The sequence below is a fragment of the Phycisphaerae bacterium genome, from assembly GCA_017999985.1.
Classification (GTDB): Bacteria; Planctomycetota; Phycisphaerae; order UBA1845; family Fen-1342; genus JAGNKU01.
Genome location: JAGNKU010000009.1, coordinates 53,738 through 67,679, shown reverse-complemented (window position 1 = coordinate 67,679; position 13,942 = coordinate 53,738). Strand labels below are relative to the sequence as shown.

The 13,942-nt window shown below is 68.1% G+C and carries 20 protein-coding genes; 11 read left to right on the top strand and 9 right to left on the bottom strand.

The window, feature by feature from the left end; genetic code table 11:
• Nucleotides 1-165: 165 nt before the first annotated feature.
• The 11 genes from KA383_13245 (at nt 166) to KA383_13195 (ending at nt 10,519) form a co-directional block, all read left to right on the top strand.
• Nucleotides 166-540 (top strand): DUF1580 domain-containing protein, encoded by a 375-nt coding sequence (locus KA383_13245; protein MBP7747086.1) that lies wholly within the window; start codon nt 166-168, stop codon nt 538-540.
• On the top strand, nt 540-1,448 hold the full coding sequence (locus KA383_13240; protein ID MBP7747085.1) for a PD-(D/E)XK nuclease-like domain-containing protein: 909 nt from the start codon (nt 540-542) through the stop codon (nt 1,446-1,448). Before KA383_13245 ends, KA383_13240 begins: the two co-directional genes overlap by 1 nt.
• A gap of 136 nt (nt 1,449-1,584) precedes the next feature.
• Nucleotides 1,585-2,367, top strand: a complete 783-nt coding sequence (locus KA383_13235) for an ATP-binding protein (GenBank protein MBP7747084.1) — start codon at nt 1,585-1,587, stop codon at nt 2,365-2,367.
• Nucleotides 2,368-2,371: 4 nt separating this feature from the next.
• Nucleotides 2,372-2,830, top strand: a complete 459-nt coding sequence (locus tag KA383_13230; protein MBP7747083.1) for a DUF669 domain-containing protein — start codon at nt 2,372-2,374, stop codon at nt 2,828-2,830.
• Nucleotides 2,818-3,231, top strand: a complete 414-nt coding sequence (locus KA383_13225) for a RusA family crossover junction endodeoxyribonuclease (GenBank protein ID MBP7747082.1) — start codon at nt 2,818-2,820, stop codon at nt 3,229-3,231. Before KA383_13230 ends, KA383_13225 begins: the two co-directional genes overlap by 13 nt.
• A 12-nt stretch (nt 3,232-3,243) precedes the next feature.
• Nucleotides 3,244-3,963 (top strand): ParB-like nuclease domain-containing protein, encoded by a 720-nt coding sequence (locus tag KA383_13220; protein MBP7747081.1) that lies wholly within the window; start codon nt 3,244-3,246, stop codon nt 3,961-3,963.
• Nucleotides 3,960-4,799 (top strand): hypothetical protein, encoded by an 840-nt coding sequence (locus KA383_13215; protein ID MBP7747080.1) that lies wholly within the window; start codon nt 3,960-3,962, stop codon nt 4,797-4,799. Before KA383_13220 ends, KA383_13215 begins: the two co-directional genes overlap by 4 nt.
• A complete protein-coding gene (locus KA383_13210; GenBank protein MBP7747079.1) occupies nt 4,796-6,472 on the top strand; it encodes a DEAD/DEAH box helicase in 1,677 nt (558 codons plus the stop codon). Before KA383_13215 ends, KA383_13210 begins: the two co-directional genes overlap by 4 nt.
• Nucleotides 6,472-8,310, top strand: a complete 1,839-nt coding sequence (locus tag KA383_13205; GenBank protein MBP7747078.1) for a bifunctional DNA primase/polymerase — start codon at nt 6,472-6,474, stop codon at nt 8,308-8,310. Before KA383_13210 ends, KA383_13205 begins: the two co-directional genes overlap by 1 nt.
• Before the next feature lie 393 nt (nt 8,311-8,703).
• Nucleotides 8,704-10,065, top strand: a complete 1,362-nt coding sequence (locus KA383_13200; protein ID MBP7747077.1) for a ParB N-terminal domain-containing protein — start codon at nt 8,704-8,706, stop codon at nt 10,063-10,065.
• Between the two features lie 106 nt (nt 10,066-10,171).
• Complete coding sequence (locus KA383_13195) at nt 10,172-10,519, top strand: hypothetical protein (GenBank protein ID MBP7747076.1); 348 nt, start codon at nt 10,172-10,174, stop codon at nt 10,517-10,519.
• Between the two features lie 11 nt (nt 10,520-10,530).
• Here the strand turns inward: KA383_13195 and KA383_13190 are convergent, their stop codons facing one another.
• The 9 genes from KA383_13190 to KA383_13150 all read right to left on the bottom strand — a co-directional run bounded on the left by KA383_13190 (nt 10,531) and on the right by KA383_13150 (nt 13,893).
• Nucleotides 10,531-10,782 (bottom strand): hypothetical protein, encoded by a 252-nt coding sequence (locus KA383_13190; protein MBP7747075.1) that lies wholly within the window; start codon nt 10,780-10,782, stop codon nt 10,531-10,533.
• A gap of 3 nt (nt 10,783-10,785) precedes the next feature.
• A complete protein-coding gene (locus KA383_13185) occupies nt 10,786-11,253 on the bottom strand; it encodes a hypothetical protein (protein ID MBP7747074.1) in 468 nt (155 codons plus the stop codon).
• A 3-nt stretch (nt 11,254-11,256) separates the two neighbouring features.
• Nucleotides 11,257-11,862, bottom strand: coding sequence for a winged helix-turn-helix domain-containing protein (locus KA383_13180; GenBank protein ID MBP7747073.1), 606 nt, complete (start codon nt 11,860-11,862; stop codon nt 11,257-11,259).
• 81 nt (nt 11,863-11,943) lie between these two features.
• Complete coding sequence (locus KA383_13175) at nt 11,944-12,396, bottom strand: hypothetical protein (GenBank protein ID MBP7747072.1); 453 nt, start codon at nt 12,394-12,396, stop codon at nt 11,944-11,946.
• Between the two features lie 24 nt (nt 12,397-12,420).
• Entirely contained in the window at nt 12,421-12,648 is a 228-nt protein-coding gene (locus tag KA383_13170) for a hypothetical protein (GenBank protein MBP7747071.1), read from the bottom strand.
• Nucleotides 12,649-12,663: 15 nt separating this feature from the next.
• On the bottom strand, nt 12,664-13,005 hold the full coding sequence (locus KA383_13165; GenBank protein MBP7747070.1) for a hypothetical protein: 342 nt from the start codon (nt 13,003-13,005) through the stop codon (nt 12,664-12,666).
• Nucleotides 13,006-13,032: 27 nt separating this feature from the next.
• Nucleotides 13,033-13,398, bottom strand: coding sequence for a hypothetical protein (locus KA383_13160; GenBank protein ID MBP7747069.1), 366 nt, complete (start codon nt 13,396-13,398; stop codon nt 13,033-13,035).
• A 30-nt stretch (nt 13,399-13,428) separates the two neighbouring features.
• Nucleotides 13,429-13,662 (bottom strand): hypothetical protein, encoded by a 234-nt coding sequence (locus KA383_13155; protein MBP7747068.1) that lies wholly within the window; start codon nt 13,660-13,662, stop codon nt 13,429-13,431.
• 30 nt (nt 13,663-13,692) lie between these two features.
• Entirely contained in the window at nt 13,693-13,893 is a 201-nt protein-coding gene (locus KA383_13150; GenBank protein ID MBP7747067.1) for a hypothetical protein, read from the bottom strand.
• Between the last annotated feature and the right edge of the window lie 49 nt (nt 13,894-13,942).

Here is a 13,942-nt window from a genome sequence, read left to right as displayed (position 1 = left end):
TTTCTTCGAACATCCTTCGGGTCCGGAAATGCCGAGTGCCGCCGCACTTAGCACGCCGGGCAGTCCGCGCGATGCTCGCTAACTCGGGTTAGCGGGTTAGGGCTAAAAACTGGCTCTTACAACGCGTGCATCGGACGCAAGGCACTCACGCCTCAGGAGGTTCCGATGCACGAGCAAGCGACAGCAACTGGAAACTACATCACGCTGACGGAGGCGGCGAAGATCGCCCCGGGGCGGCCGTCCACCAACTGCGTCTGGCGGTGGTGCCGCCGCGGCGTGAAGAGCCGCAACGGCGAGCGCGTTCGGCTTCAGCACCTGCGCATCGGCGGCATGATCTACACGACGCCGGGCTGGCTGGAGCAATTCGGCCGCGCGCTGGCAGACGCCGACGCGAAGTACTTCGACTTGTGCGAAGCCGCGGCAGATGCCTCCGCTGCGGCACCGCGCCGACGCCGCCGAGTTTCACAATCCCGATTCGAGGAGCAACGTCGCGAGCAGGTTGCGGCAGCGCGGCGCGAGCTTGATGAGGCGGGCTACTGATGAGCGCGCCTCCCCACAACCCGCCACTCGTGTCGCTCGGTCAAGGGGACTATCGCCGCGACTATTCGGCTGGTCCGGTTGCGTCGGACTCACCGGAGCGCCCGGTGCTGGGGCTTCACTTCCTGATCCGCGAACCCGCCGAGGTCTATCACGCCAGGGCGAAGGACTTCCTGACCTCCCACACCCTTAACGACTTCCGCCGCTGCCCCCTGCTGTACCGCAAGAAGGAACTCGGGCTGGTGCCGGAGCGGGACACGACGGCGTACCTCATCGGTCGCGCCGCGCACGCCCTGATCCTCGAGGGCCGGCAGCGCTACGAGCGCGAGTTCGCCGTCGGTGGCCCGATCAACCCGAAGACGGGCCAGCCGTTCGGCTCGCAGACGAAGACATTCGCGGAATGGGCGGCGCGCCAGAGCAGGTCCGTGCTCAGCGACGCGCAGGGGGCGCTGGTCGAGCAGATGGCGGCGGCGGTGCGTGCGCACTGCGTCGCCGGCCCACTCTTCGCTGACGGCGTGGCCGAGGGCGTGGTGCGGGCGCGCTATGGGGAGTTCCCCTGCCAGGCGCGCATCGACTGGATCAACCCGCACACCGACGTCGGCATCGTCGACCTGAAGACCTGCGACCACCTCGACGAATTCGAGCTGGCCGTCCGCGCCTTCGACTACATCCACCAGGTCGCGTTCTACCGGGCGCTCGTCGCGCTCGTCAGCAGCTACGTCGTCCCCGTGCACATTGTCGCTGTCGAGAAGCGCGAGCCGTTCCGCTGCGGCGCTTGGCATGTCGTCGCGTCGGTACTGGACGAGGTGCAGCGCCAGAACGAAGCCGCGATGGCCGAGCTCGGCCGCTGCCGCGCGACCGGCAACTGGTTCACCCGTTACGAGGAGCTGCGCGTGATTGATCGCCTGTGAACCCGGGCCCGGGGCCGGGTGGCGTGGCCGTGGCTCCCCCACCTCCTCCTCGCTCGTTTGCGGCCCGGACTCCCTGTACCGGCCCCGCGCCCGGATTCACGGTACGAACGGAGGTCAAACGAATGAAGGAGAACGCATGACACTGCTGGAGCAAGTTCAACGGGGCCGCGTCACGGCCCCCCGCCGCACGCTCGTGTACGGCACGCACGGCATCGGCAAGAGCACGTTTGGCGCCATGGCCGAGGCGCCGATCTTCCTCCCGACCGAGGATGGCCTGGGCGGCATCGAGTGCGAGCGCTTCCCGCTCGCGCAGAACTGCGGCGACGTGCTCAATGCCCTGGCAGCCCTCTACACCGAGCCGCATGAGTATCGCACGCTCGTGCTCGACTCGCTCGATTGGCTGCAAACGCTGATCTTCGCCCGCATCTGCAAAGAGCGGAACGTCGAGTCGATCGAGGACATCCCCTACGGCAAGGGCTACATGTTCGCACTGACCCCCTGGCGCGAAGTGCTGGCGGGTCTCGACGCGCTGCGCAATGAGCGCGGCATGGGCATCATCCTGATCGCCCACGCCCAGATCGAGAGGTTCGCCAATCCCGAGACGGACACGTACGACCGCTACAGCCCGCGCTTGCAGAAGCTGGCGTCGGCGCTGGTGCAGGAATGGTGTGACGAAGTCCTGTTCGCCACGTACAAGGTCCTCACCAAGACCACGACCGAGTCCTTCGATCGCAAGCGTGTACAGGGCCTTGGCACCGGCGAACGCATCCTCCGCACCACTGAGCGCCCCGCACACGTGGCGAAGAACCGCCTCGGGCTGCCGGATGAACTCCCCCTCGATTACCGCCTCTACGCCGCGCTCGTGCGCGGTGAAAACCCCATCGTTTCCGAACCCGAACCTGCTGCACAAGGAGCATAGACCCATGGCCGGTCTGAACAATTTCAACGCAAACGATGTCGATCCGAATTTCGCCTTCGACCCAATCCCGCCCGGCAACTACACGGCGGTGATCACGGCCAGCGAGATGAAGCCGACGAAGAAGGGCACGGGGCAGTATCTGGAGCTCACGTTCCAGGTTGTCGAGGGTGAGCACAAGGGCCGGCTGCTGTGGGCGCGCCTGAACTTGGACAACCCCGATGCGCAGGCGGTGAAGATCGCCCGGGCGGAGTTGTCCGCTGTCTGCCGGGCCGTTGGCGTGCTCGCGCCGAAGGACTCGGTGGAGCTGCACAACGTTCCACTGGTGCTCAAGGTCGACTGCAAGAACCGCAAGGACACGGGCGAACCGGCGAACGTCATCAAGAGCTACGCCAGCGCGAGCGCCGCGGCGCCGCGTCCGGCCACGGCCGGCGCCGCGAACGGGAAGGCGCCATGGCAGCGGTAGCGCCGACGAAGATCGAGCTGCCGTGGCCGCCGTCGGTGAATCACTACTACCGGCGTGTGGGGTCGCGGACGCTGATCAGCCGCGCCGGGCGCGCGTTTCGGGTGGAGGTGGGCCGCATTCTCGCGGCCCGCCGCCTGTCCCCGGCGCTCGGCCGACTGGCCGTCACGGTCGAGGTGTTTCCGCCCGATCGCCGGCGCCGCGATATCGACAATTTGCTGAAGGCCGTGCTCGACGCGTGCCAGCACGGCGGCGCGTTCCCCGATGACAGCCGCATCGTCTGGCTGCTGATCCGCCGCACCCAGGTGGTGCGCGGCGGGCGCGTGGTTGTCACGATCCGCGATCTGGCCGCCGGCCAGCAGCCGCCCGACGACGCGGCGATCTGGTCCCCCTCTCTCAACTGAAGGAGTCACGAAATGAGCGAGCAGATGCTCGATATGTCCATCGTGCGGATCGATGGCGACACCCAGCCCCGCACGGCCATCAACCCTGGGATCGTGCAGGAATACGCCGAAGCCATGGAGGCTGGCGTGCAGTTCCCGCCCGTCACGGTCGTGCACGACGGAGCAGCGCACTGGCTGGTGGACGGCTTCCACCGCTTCTTCGCGCATCGGCGGCTGAGCCGCCAGCAGATCAAGGCGGAGGTCATCACCGGCGAGCTGACTGAAGCCCGCTGGCTCAGCTTGGCGGCGAACAAGGCGCACGGGGTGCGACGATCGAATGAGGACAAAGCGAAAGCCGTCGCCCAGGCGCTGAGAATGAGGCCCGACCTGAGCGACATGGCCATCGCTTCGCACGTGGGCGTCAGCAACCGCATGGTCGGGAATCACCGGGCCGCGCTCGACGCCACTTTGAAGAATTCAAAGTCGCCGGTCTCGCAGACACCCACCCGGGTGGGGCGCGATGGGCGCGCCGTGAACACGTCCAAGATTGGCCGGCGCGCTCGCCGGGGCGGCATTGCCAAGAACGCCTTCCAGCCCGTGCGCGGACACAGCACCCCCCAACCGATGCGCGCCCTCAACATGCCCCGGGACCCCGTCATGGGCGCCCGCACACTGATTGAGCTGTTCGACGCGACCTACCTCCGCGCGCTGGTCGTGTTCCTCACGAAGCACCTTGAAGGAGTCTCCGCATGAAACTTGAAGAACTGTTCGCTCACACGGATCGCGATAACCTCGTCGTCGAGCTCACGCCCGAAATGGCCACGGATTGGATCGACCACTGCAACACGCACAACCGCAAGCTCGTCGACTCCCACGTCGAGTACCTGGTGGAGGAGATGAAGGCCGGGCGCTGGAGGCTCACACACCAGGGCATCGCCTTCAGCTCCAACCGCGTGCTGCTCGACGGTCAGCACCGGCTGTGGGCCGCGGCCCTGGCCGGCATCACCGTTCCGATCCGCGTGTTCGTCAATGAACCGCCGGAGGCAATGGAGGTGCTCGACACCGGCCAACGCAGGCGGAATGACCAGATTCTGTCGCTCACGGCCGGCCTCGGCGATGTGACCTGCAACGAGCTGTCGACGCTGCGCGCGATGTACCTCGGAATTGGGCTGACGCGCCGGCGCTCGCCTGGCGACGAGGGGACGCTGCTGGCCCGGCATCTCGACGCGGTGCGTTTTGCACTAGCGTGCCTGGGACACCAGGGGCGGGTGAAGAACGTGGCTACCGCCGTCACGCGCGCCGTGCTGGCCCGGGCCTGGTATTCGGCGGACCACGCGCAACTGCGGCACTTCGCTGACGTGCTGATGAGCGGGCGTCCCATTGGCGAGCACGACGAGCCGATCATGCTGCTCTTTCAGGCACTGGCCCGAATGGCCGGCAACCGGAAGGCTGCCAGCCGTCGCGAGTGCTACGGCCTCGCCGAACGTGCGCTCGCTGCATTCCTGGGACACGAGCGACTCGCGCGCTTGTATCCGGCCCGCCAGGAGCTGTTCCCGTTGCCCGAGGAAACCCAGCCGGCGGCCGCATGATGCAGCTCCGTCCCTACCAGCTCGAGGCCGTGGAGGCTGTCTATCGCCACCTGCGCGAGCGGGATGACCACCCCTGTGTGGTCATCCCGACCGCGGGCGGCAAGACGCCGGTGATCGCGACGATCTGCCGCGATGCCGTGCAGCGCTGGGGCGGGAAAGTACTGATCCTCGCGCATGTGAAGGAACTGCTTGAGCAGGCCGCAGAGAAATTGCGCGCCGTGGCGCCGGACCTGCCCTTTGGCATCTATTCGGCCGGCCTCAACCGCCGTGACCTGGGCTACGCCGTCACCGTCGCCGGCATCCAGTCGGTGTACCAGCGCGCGGCCGACGTCGGGGCGGTTGATCTGGTCATCGTCGATGAATCGCATCTCATTCCGCCAGACGGCGAGGGCATGTATCGGCAGTTCCTGGCAGAAATGCAGCAGACCAACCCGCTGGTGCGGGTGATCGGGTTCACGGCCACGCCGTTCCGGATGAAGACGGGCACGATCTGTGCGCCCGAGAACATCCTTAACGCCGTCTGCTACGAAATCGGCGTCCGCACCCTGATCGTGCAGGGGTACCTGTGCCCGCTGCGCACCAAGGCCGGCACACAGAAGCCCGACACCGAGAAGCTGCACGTGCGAGCCGGAGAGTACGTCGCCAGCGAGGTTGAAGCCCTGATGGACGAGGACACGCTCGTCCTGTCCGCGTGTCGCGAAATCGTAACCCATGCGGTGGACCGGAAGTCCGTGCTGATCTTCGCGTCGGGCATCCGCCATGCGCAGCACGTTGCGCGCGTGCTCGGCGGGAGTCACGGTGCCGAATGCGGCTTCGTCTGCGGTGACACGTTGCCGTTCGAGCGGGCCGACACGTTGCAGCGCTTCCGCAGTGGCGACCTCAAGTACCTCGTCAACGTGAACGTGCTCACCACCGGGTTCGACGCGCCGAACATCGACTGCGTCGCGTTGCTGCGGCCGACGCTCTCGCCCGGGCTCTATTACCAGATGGTCGGTCGCGGATTCCGGCTGCATCCCGGCAAGACGGACTGCCTGGTGCTCGACTTTGGCGGCAATGCTCTGCGGCATGGGCCCGTGGACCAGTTGCGCGTGGATGACGCGGCCCATGGCGAGGGCGAGGCGCCGGTGAAGGAGTGCCCGACCTGCCACGAACTTGTCGCGGCCGGGTACGCGACCTGTCCGGCCTGCGGGCACGTCTTCCCGCCGCGCGAGATGCGGCAGCACGATCGTCGCGCCAGCGACGCCGGCATCCTGTCCGACCAGGTGACGCGCGTCGATTACGACGTCGAGGAGGTCTTCTACGCCGTCCACACGAAACGCAACGCCCCGCCCGATGCGCCCCGCACGATGCGCGTCGACTACCGCGTCGGCTTCAACCAATACGTCACGGAGTGGATCTGCGTCGAACATAACGGCTTCGCCCGGCAGAAGGCCGCGCAGTGGTGGGCGCGGCGCTCGCACGAGCCCGTGCCGGCGTCCGCCGAGGAGGCCGTCGAGCTCGCCCAAGCCGGCGCGCTCGCGCCGACGCAACGCATCACGGTCGAGCGCAAACCCGGTGAGCAATTCGACCGCGTGATGCGACACGAGCTGGGCCCCAAACCTCCGCGGCTCGACGGCGAGGATGGCCTGCCGGAGTACGCGGCACCGCTGGATGAGCGCGAGGTGCCGTTTTGATGTCCGGCGCTCTGCTCAACGCAGCGCTCTGGTATGCCGACCTCGGCTATCCCGTCTTCCCCTGCGCGCCGGGCCGCAAGACGCCCATCACCGATCACGGCTTGCTCGACGCCACAACGGAGCCCGAGCAGATTTCCGAGTGGTGGAGCAGCTACCCGCAGGCCAATGTCGCCATCCGCACGAACGGGCTGCTCGTCGTCGACGTCGACGGCGCCGAGAATCCCTGGCTCCTGGACGAGCCTGACAAGCTTCAGCGGCTCGCCATCGCTCCCACGTCGCTGACACCGCGCGGCGGCCGGCAGTACATCTTCCGGCAGCCCGCCGGGCGGGCCTGGCGCAACACCGCCGGGCAACTCGCCGCGCATGTCGATACCCGCGCCAATGGCGGGTATGTCGTCGTGGCGCCGTCCATCGTCGCCGGCACTGCGTATCGCTGGCTCGGTGGTCTCGATCTCCCCGCCGCCGAGAAGCTGGACCCGCCGCCGGACTGGCTCGTCGCACTGCTCGACCGTATCGCCGCGCGCGACGGCGTCACGTCCGCCACGCCAGTGAGCGAAACCGCGATCCCGACCGGGCAGCGCAACGCAACGCTGGCCCGGCTCGCCGGCGCGATGCGGCGCGTCGGCATGTCGCAGGCCGAGATCCTCGCGGCCCTGCTGCGCGTCAACATCGACCGCTGTCACCCGCCAATGCCGCAGCGCGAAGTCGAACGCATCGCCGCGAGTATCGCACGCTATGCCCCCGACAGCATCGCGGTCGCCTTGATCGAAGACCACTACGGACAGGACCGCCGGCAACCGGCCGCCGGCCCCTTATCGTCGAGGGAGATCATGAAGCTGCATTCGTTGCGCAAGCCGGTTATCCGCGGTTTGTTACGCCGCGGCGAGACCATGAACGTCATCGCGGCGCCCAAGACCGGGAAGTCTTGGCTGGTTCTGGGCCAGGCCATGGCGATCGCCACGGGCCGACCGTGGCTCGGGCTGTTCCCGGCCGAGCGCGGCCGCGTGCTGATCCTCGACAACGAGCTCCACCCCGAGACGATCGCCCACCGCATCCCACAGGTGGCCGCCGCGCTGGGGATCGGTATGGACGAGATCGCCGAGCAGATCTACGTCCACCCGCTGCGTGGGCAATTGCGCGACATCCTGGCGATGGCGGCGTACTTCGACGCGATCGAACCCAGGCATTACTCCGCGATCATCCTGGACGCGATGTACCGCTTCATGCCGGCGGGCACCGACGAGAATGACAACGGCGCGATGGCGGGCATCTACAACCGCCTCGATGCGTATGCGGAACGGCTGGGCTGCTGCTTCATCGCGATTCACCATACGACGAAGGGCAACCAATCTGCCAAGTCGGTCACCGATGTCGGGGCCGGGGCGGGCAGTCAGAGCCGGGCCGCGGATGCGCATCTCGTGCTGCGCCCGCACGAGGAGCCCGGCGCGGTCGTGCTTGAGGCCGTGGTGCGCTCCTGGGCGCCGGTCACGCCGATCGCGCTGCGCTGGGAGTTCCCGGTCTGGCGACCTGCACCGGAGCTCGATCCGGCCGCGCTGCGGAGCGAAAAACTGCGCCGGCGCAGCGACCCACCTGAGGGCGAAGCCGAAACGCCCGCGGACTGGGATGCCGAGGGGTTCGTGCAGACGTTGATCACCGAGCGTCCGCAGACACGCATGGCGGTGCTGGACGCGGCGAGCGCGCTGGGGCTCTCCCGCCGCCGCGCGCAGGAGCTGCTGTACACCGCCGAAGGGCGCGGGTTGGTTCACCGTTGGGGCGGCACGGGCCGGAAGCCGGCCGCCTTCGCGCTCATTCCCGAACCGCTGGAGGACCGTTCATGACCCCGCTGGTGACGAGTTTGTGTGTGCGCGCGCACCCCCCTTATACCCCCCGCTGCGCGCGCCGCCACAAGGCGGCGGCGCACGCGTTGTGCTTGCGCGCGCGCACACACAAGTGCGCAAGCTACGTTATTGGACGTCACCAACGGTTCCTCCCTGGGCCTGCGGCCAGTCTGGGCCCGCGGGAACACCACCGAAAGGCGACAGAGTTTGTTGCGCCGGTCCGGACGCACGGCGGCGCAACCGGGGCCAACCCGGGCCGCGCGCCGGGCGGGGCTGGTACGTCGGTACCAGACGGCGGCCCCGCTACGCCCCGAGGCCAAACGTCGCGGTCTGGGGGCCGCCCGGGCGGCCGAGGTTCCGCCCGCAACGCGAGACATGGAGGTCCCACCGATGCTGAACGTTGAACTGCGACCGCTGGCCGCGATCAAGCCGTACGAGAAGAACCCGCGTCAGAATGACGCCGCGGTCGATGCCGTCGCTGAGTCCATCCGCCGTTTCGGATTCCGCCAGCCGATCGTCGTGGACGAGGCCGGCGTCATCGTCTGTGGCCACACGCGTTGGAAGGCGGCGCAGAAACTCGGCCTGGCCGAGGTGCCGGTGCATGTTGCCCGCGACCTGACACCCGAGCAGATTCGCGCGTATCGCATCGCTGATAACAAGACGGCGGAACTGGCCGAGTGGAACCTCGACCTGCTGCCGATCGAACTCGCCGAGCTGCAGGGCGCCGGCATCGACTGGTCGCTGCTCGGGTTCGACCAGGACGAACTGGCCAAGTTACTCGGTGGCGAGCTCAAGCAGGGCCTGACCGACCCGGACGACGTGCCCGAGCCGCCGGACGCGGCCACTACGCGGCCGGGCGACCTGATCGTCCTCGGCGATCACCGTTTGCTCTGCGGCGATAGCAGCAAACCCGAGGACGTCGATCGGCTGCTGGGGGGACAACCGGTCCACCTTTGCAATACCGACCCGCCGTACAACGTGAAGGTCGAGCCCCGCAGCAACAACGCGATCGCGGCGGGCCTGTCGTCATTTCAGGCCACGGAGAGCGCGCGGCGCGACGGCGCGATGACGCACCATCAGGGCTTCGACCTCGCACGCGATCCGGGGAAGGTGAAGCGTGCCGCGCGCAAGCTGCGCCCCAAGGACCGCCCGCTCGAGAACGACTTCGTCAGCGACGAAGCCTTCGCGGCCATGCTGCGGGCGTGGTTCGGCAACATCGCACGCGTTCTGCTGCCGGGCCGCGCCGCCTACATTTGGGGCGGCTACGCCAACTGCTCGAATTACCCGGCCGCCCTGAAGGAGGCGGGGCTGTACTTCTCGCAGGCGATCATCTGGGACAAGCAGCATCCGGTGCTCACCCGCAAAGATTTCATGGGAGCGCATGAATGGTGCTTTTATACATGGCGCGAGGGCGCGGCGCACGTGTTCCTGGGGCCGAACAATGCCACCGACCTCTGGCATGTGAAGAAGGTCAACCCGCAGAACATGGTGCATTTGACGGAGAAGCCGGTCGAGCTCGCGGTGCGCGCGATCCAGTACTCATCGCGCGTCGGCGAAAACGTCCTCGATCTGTTCGGCGGCAGCGGGTCCACGCTGATCGCCGCCGAGCAGACGGGCCGGCACGCGTTCCTGATGGAGCTCGACCCGCTGTACTGCGACGTGATAGTCAACCGTTGGACGAACTTCACTGGCAAGGAGGCTGTGCGTGTTCGTGCTGAAGGTCAGAAGAGCGTTCATCCCTCGTGCGCCGGGTAGGTCGCATCAGGTGGGCGGTAACCGGAAGCTGCCGACCTTTGCCGTCTGTCCGGCGTGCGCGTGCATCTTCGGTCCGCTAGCGCGGAGGACTCAGGTGTACTGCTCAATGGCATGCAAGGCAAGTGCCCAGGCCACGGGCCGAATGGTCCGGCACCGCCCGACCGCCGAAGCGCGACGCGCGCAGGGGCTGGTCCGGTACTACACAGGCACTGGGCTGCTGACGCGTCCCAAAGTCTGCGAGCACTGCGGTGCCCCAGGTCGAATCGAGGCCGCCCACTACGACTACACCGAGCCACTGAACGTGCGTTGGCTGTGCGTGTCGTGCCATCGTCGGTGGGACAAGCAGCGGCCGAAGAATGGAACGGTGCGACTGCCAGCGATACCGAAGGCGGAGCGGATCGCTGCCCGTGAGAACGCCCCGGTCGCGACCGAGGCGTCGGTGGAGGGTGAATGATGGGCGGGTGGCTACGGCTGATCTGGGGCGTCGTTGCTCTCACCGCCGCAGGCGCGGCACAGGCAGTCGGGGCCGTGGGCGTCATGGCGCTCGACCAGCTCGGCGTGTGGGAAGAACCCGCCGCATCCGTCGCAGCGGTCCAGCCGGCACTTCTGCCACAGGCCTTCGCCGATGAGGGTGTCAACCTCGGTTTCGGTCACGGTGTCGGGCATCGTCCAGGTGGCGAGCAGCTCGCCGTCGTTCTTTGTCAGGGTCAGTCGCATGGTTCACTTCTCCTCGTGCAGGGCGTGGTATTCGGTCATGGCGTCCTCGTAGACGCACGTGGACGCGGCGGCATGTTTGCGGCCGTGGACGGGCACGACGCCGCCGCGCTCCTTCAGGAACGCGACTGCGACGGCGACCTGCGTCCAGGGCAGTCGCGTCGCGCGGCGGAGGTCCTCAAGGACGAAGCCGCCGGCGGCCTCCTCGGCCGCGGCAGCGATCGCCTCGAAGGCCTCCTGCGGGCAGCGATGCTCGTAGGGCTGCCCTTTGCGCGGCACGACGCGGCGGACGAGCGCGCCGTCTTCGACGGTGAAGGTCTCGTCGCGCTCGTTTGGCGGCGGCTCAGTGGCGGCGGCCACGGCGTGCTCGAGCGCATCCCATTCATCGCTCGTGAGCATCTCGGCCTCGCGCGCAGCGAGCACCGCCTCGGCCGCATTCAGCACGTCGTGGAGTTTCTGGAGGTACGGCAGCATGGCTCAGTTCCCCGCGACGCCGGTGTACTCGAACTGCCCGCGCTCGACCTTGCGGAACCGGGCCGCGTCGCCCTTCGTGGCGATCTCGCGGATGATGGCGGCGTACAGCGTGGCCTCGGGCGTCTTGCCGCCGGGGCTCGACCAGAGCCCGCGCTCGGCCATCGCGGCGATCATCTCCTTGGCCCGCATCGGCTGGCCCGCGTCGGCCAGGACCTGGGCCGCAGCGTCCAGCGCGCTGACGCGCTTCGGCTTGGGCTCGGCGGCGGGCTTGCGCGTGCGGGTCTTCTTCGCCGGCACCGGCTGGCCGGTGACGACCTCGACGGTCGGGTTGACCTCGGGCTGGGCGGCCTCCGCGCGACCGGCGGCGATGCCCTCATCGGCGGGCGTGATCTCCACGCTGGCTTTCTTCGACCGCCGGCTTGCCGGCGCCTCGTCACCCACCGCCCGGCGCAGGCGCTGCGCGCTCTTGATGCGGATGCGCTTGCCCGTGGCGGTGTTGGTGGCGTTCCACCCTCCATGCGTGTTGGTGCTGTCGATCCGCACCGTCACGATCCGGTCGCTCACTTTCGCTTGGTAGCAATTTCCGATCTTGATCTCGTCCTTCTTCATGGCCGTCTCCTTCTGTGGTTGGCCTCGTCAGGCCCGGGTCTCACGCGCCCGGGCGACCCGCCGCGGCGGGTTTCGGCGGCTTTAGTCCTGGTCCTCCGCGTCGTGGCTCTCGAGCGCGTCGTCGAGCTCACGGTTCATCCCGCCCAGCCGCTCGCGGATCAGCCGCACGGCGTTCGGGTTGACCTCGTCGTTGCCGTCCAGCAGGTCCCAGACCTGCTCACCCACGGCGTCGCCCAGGCCGGCGTAGGCCTCGGCGAAGCGCTGCAGGTCGTACGCGTCCGCGCCGTACAGCCCACGGTCGTCATCGATGCCGTCGGGTTCCGGCAGGTAGGCGTCGAGCACGTCGCGCAGCGCCGCGGCGGCCGCCTGGGTCAGGATCAGCGTCGTCTGGCTGGCCGCGGTGCCGCGCGTGTACGTGACGTCGATGCGGAAGACGCGCTCGCCGCCGCGGTTGGCGCCGGCGCGGGCGTCGGCCTGGTCGTGGATGGCCCCGTCGAATTCGCGGGCGTCGGTGTTCGTCGTTTCGGTCGTCATGGTCGGGCTCCTCATGGTTGGAGGTCAGTCGTTGATCGGGACGGTGACGATGCGGCGGCTGCCGTCTTCCAGCGTGATCTCGTGCAGGTAGGCGAACTCGACGCCGGCCGTCTCCAGCCGCTCGGCCTCGGCGCGGAAGATCGCGTAGTGCTTGCCGTTGAGCAGGATCGCGTCGCCGCAGCCGCTGTCGCGGGCGGTATCAAGGGCCTGGCGGGCGCTGCGGCATTCGATGGCGCGGATCTGGATGGCCATGGTGTGTGCTCCTCGCTACTTGCCGAACACGTGCTCGGCCAGGCCGGCCGCCAGCAGGTCGACGATCGTGGCGGCCATGGGCGTAGTCGGGCGGATGTCCCAGCCGCGGTCGAAGTTCGCGGCGGTCTGCTGCGTGTCGAGGTGCTTGAGCCAGAGCTTCGAGATGCGGCTGTCGTCCAGCTCGAAATCCGGCGACTCGGCGTGCTCGGGGAAGACCAGGACGTCGAAGCGGTGCCCGGCGATCGTGCCGACCACCCAGGACCCCCCACAGCTCGTGCGGCGCTGGACCTTCGTGATCCGCAGCGTCTCCAGGACCTCGCTGGCGTCCGGCGTCTGGTTTGTGTGGTTCGTTGTCATTGGCGTTGCTCCTTCGCGCTGCGACAGTCACATCAGTTCGCTGCTTTTCGCCGGGAATCCACTGGCGGGGCCGGAATTCTGCGATTTCTCAGCGGAATCTGCGGCAGGTCCGAGTGCGCTCTCGGGGGCGGCGGGAACCCGCCTTTCGCCCGCGCTCAGCATGGCGACCAGCGCGTCCAGCCCGGCGCCGCGGTCGCGGGCGCCATCCTGGTAGCCTTGCACGTAGGCCTGCAGCAGCGCGCGGCGGACCTGCGGCCCGTAGACCTCGTGGAAGTCGAGCCGGTCCAGGCCGCGGCGCTCGAACGTCTCGATTCCGAGGCGGCCCTGGGCGATGCCGGCCAGCAGCGCCTCGATGCGGGTGGGCGTGGTCGTCTTTGTCTTGCGCTTCGACATGGTCATGGCTCCGTCGGGGGCGCGTTGCGCCTACCGGCCATCGATCGCGCGGATGATCCGACCGGTGACGATCGGAATGCGCTGCCCGTCGGGCGTGATGGCGTACAGGCTGGCCCCCGTGCGGGCCGCCGCCCGCCAGGCGGCGTCGAACGCGGTGCTGTGGCTGCGGAAGGTCCGCGTGTCGCCCGTGATGCGATAGCCGCCGTCGACCTTCCGGATGCTGATCCGCGTGGTCCGCTTCGTCGTGTTGCGCTTCGTGGTCATCGGGATTGCTCCTTGCGTTGGGTTGGGGGGTTACGCCTGAGTCGGGACGAACAACTCGCCGACCTCCCAGATCTCGCGGCCGTCGGCGGTGTCGACCAGGTACGACCAGGCGTCGACGCCGTTGCGGCGGAAGGTGCAGACGCGGACGATCCGGCCGGGCTCGCCGTCTTCGCGGCTGACCACCAAGGTCCCGGGCGTCAGGCGGCGGTTGGTTTTCGTGGTCGCGTTCATCGTCGTTTCTCCATCGCGTACGCCCCATGCGTACAGACACATGAGTCGC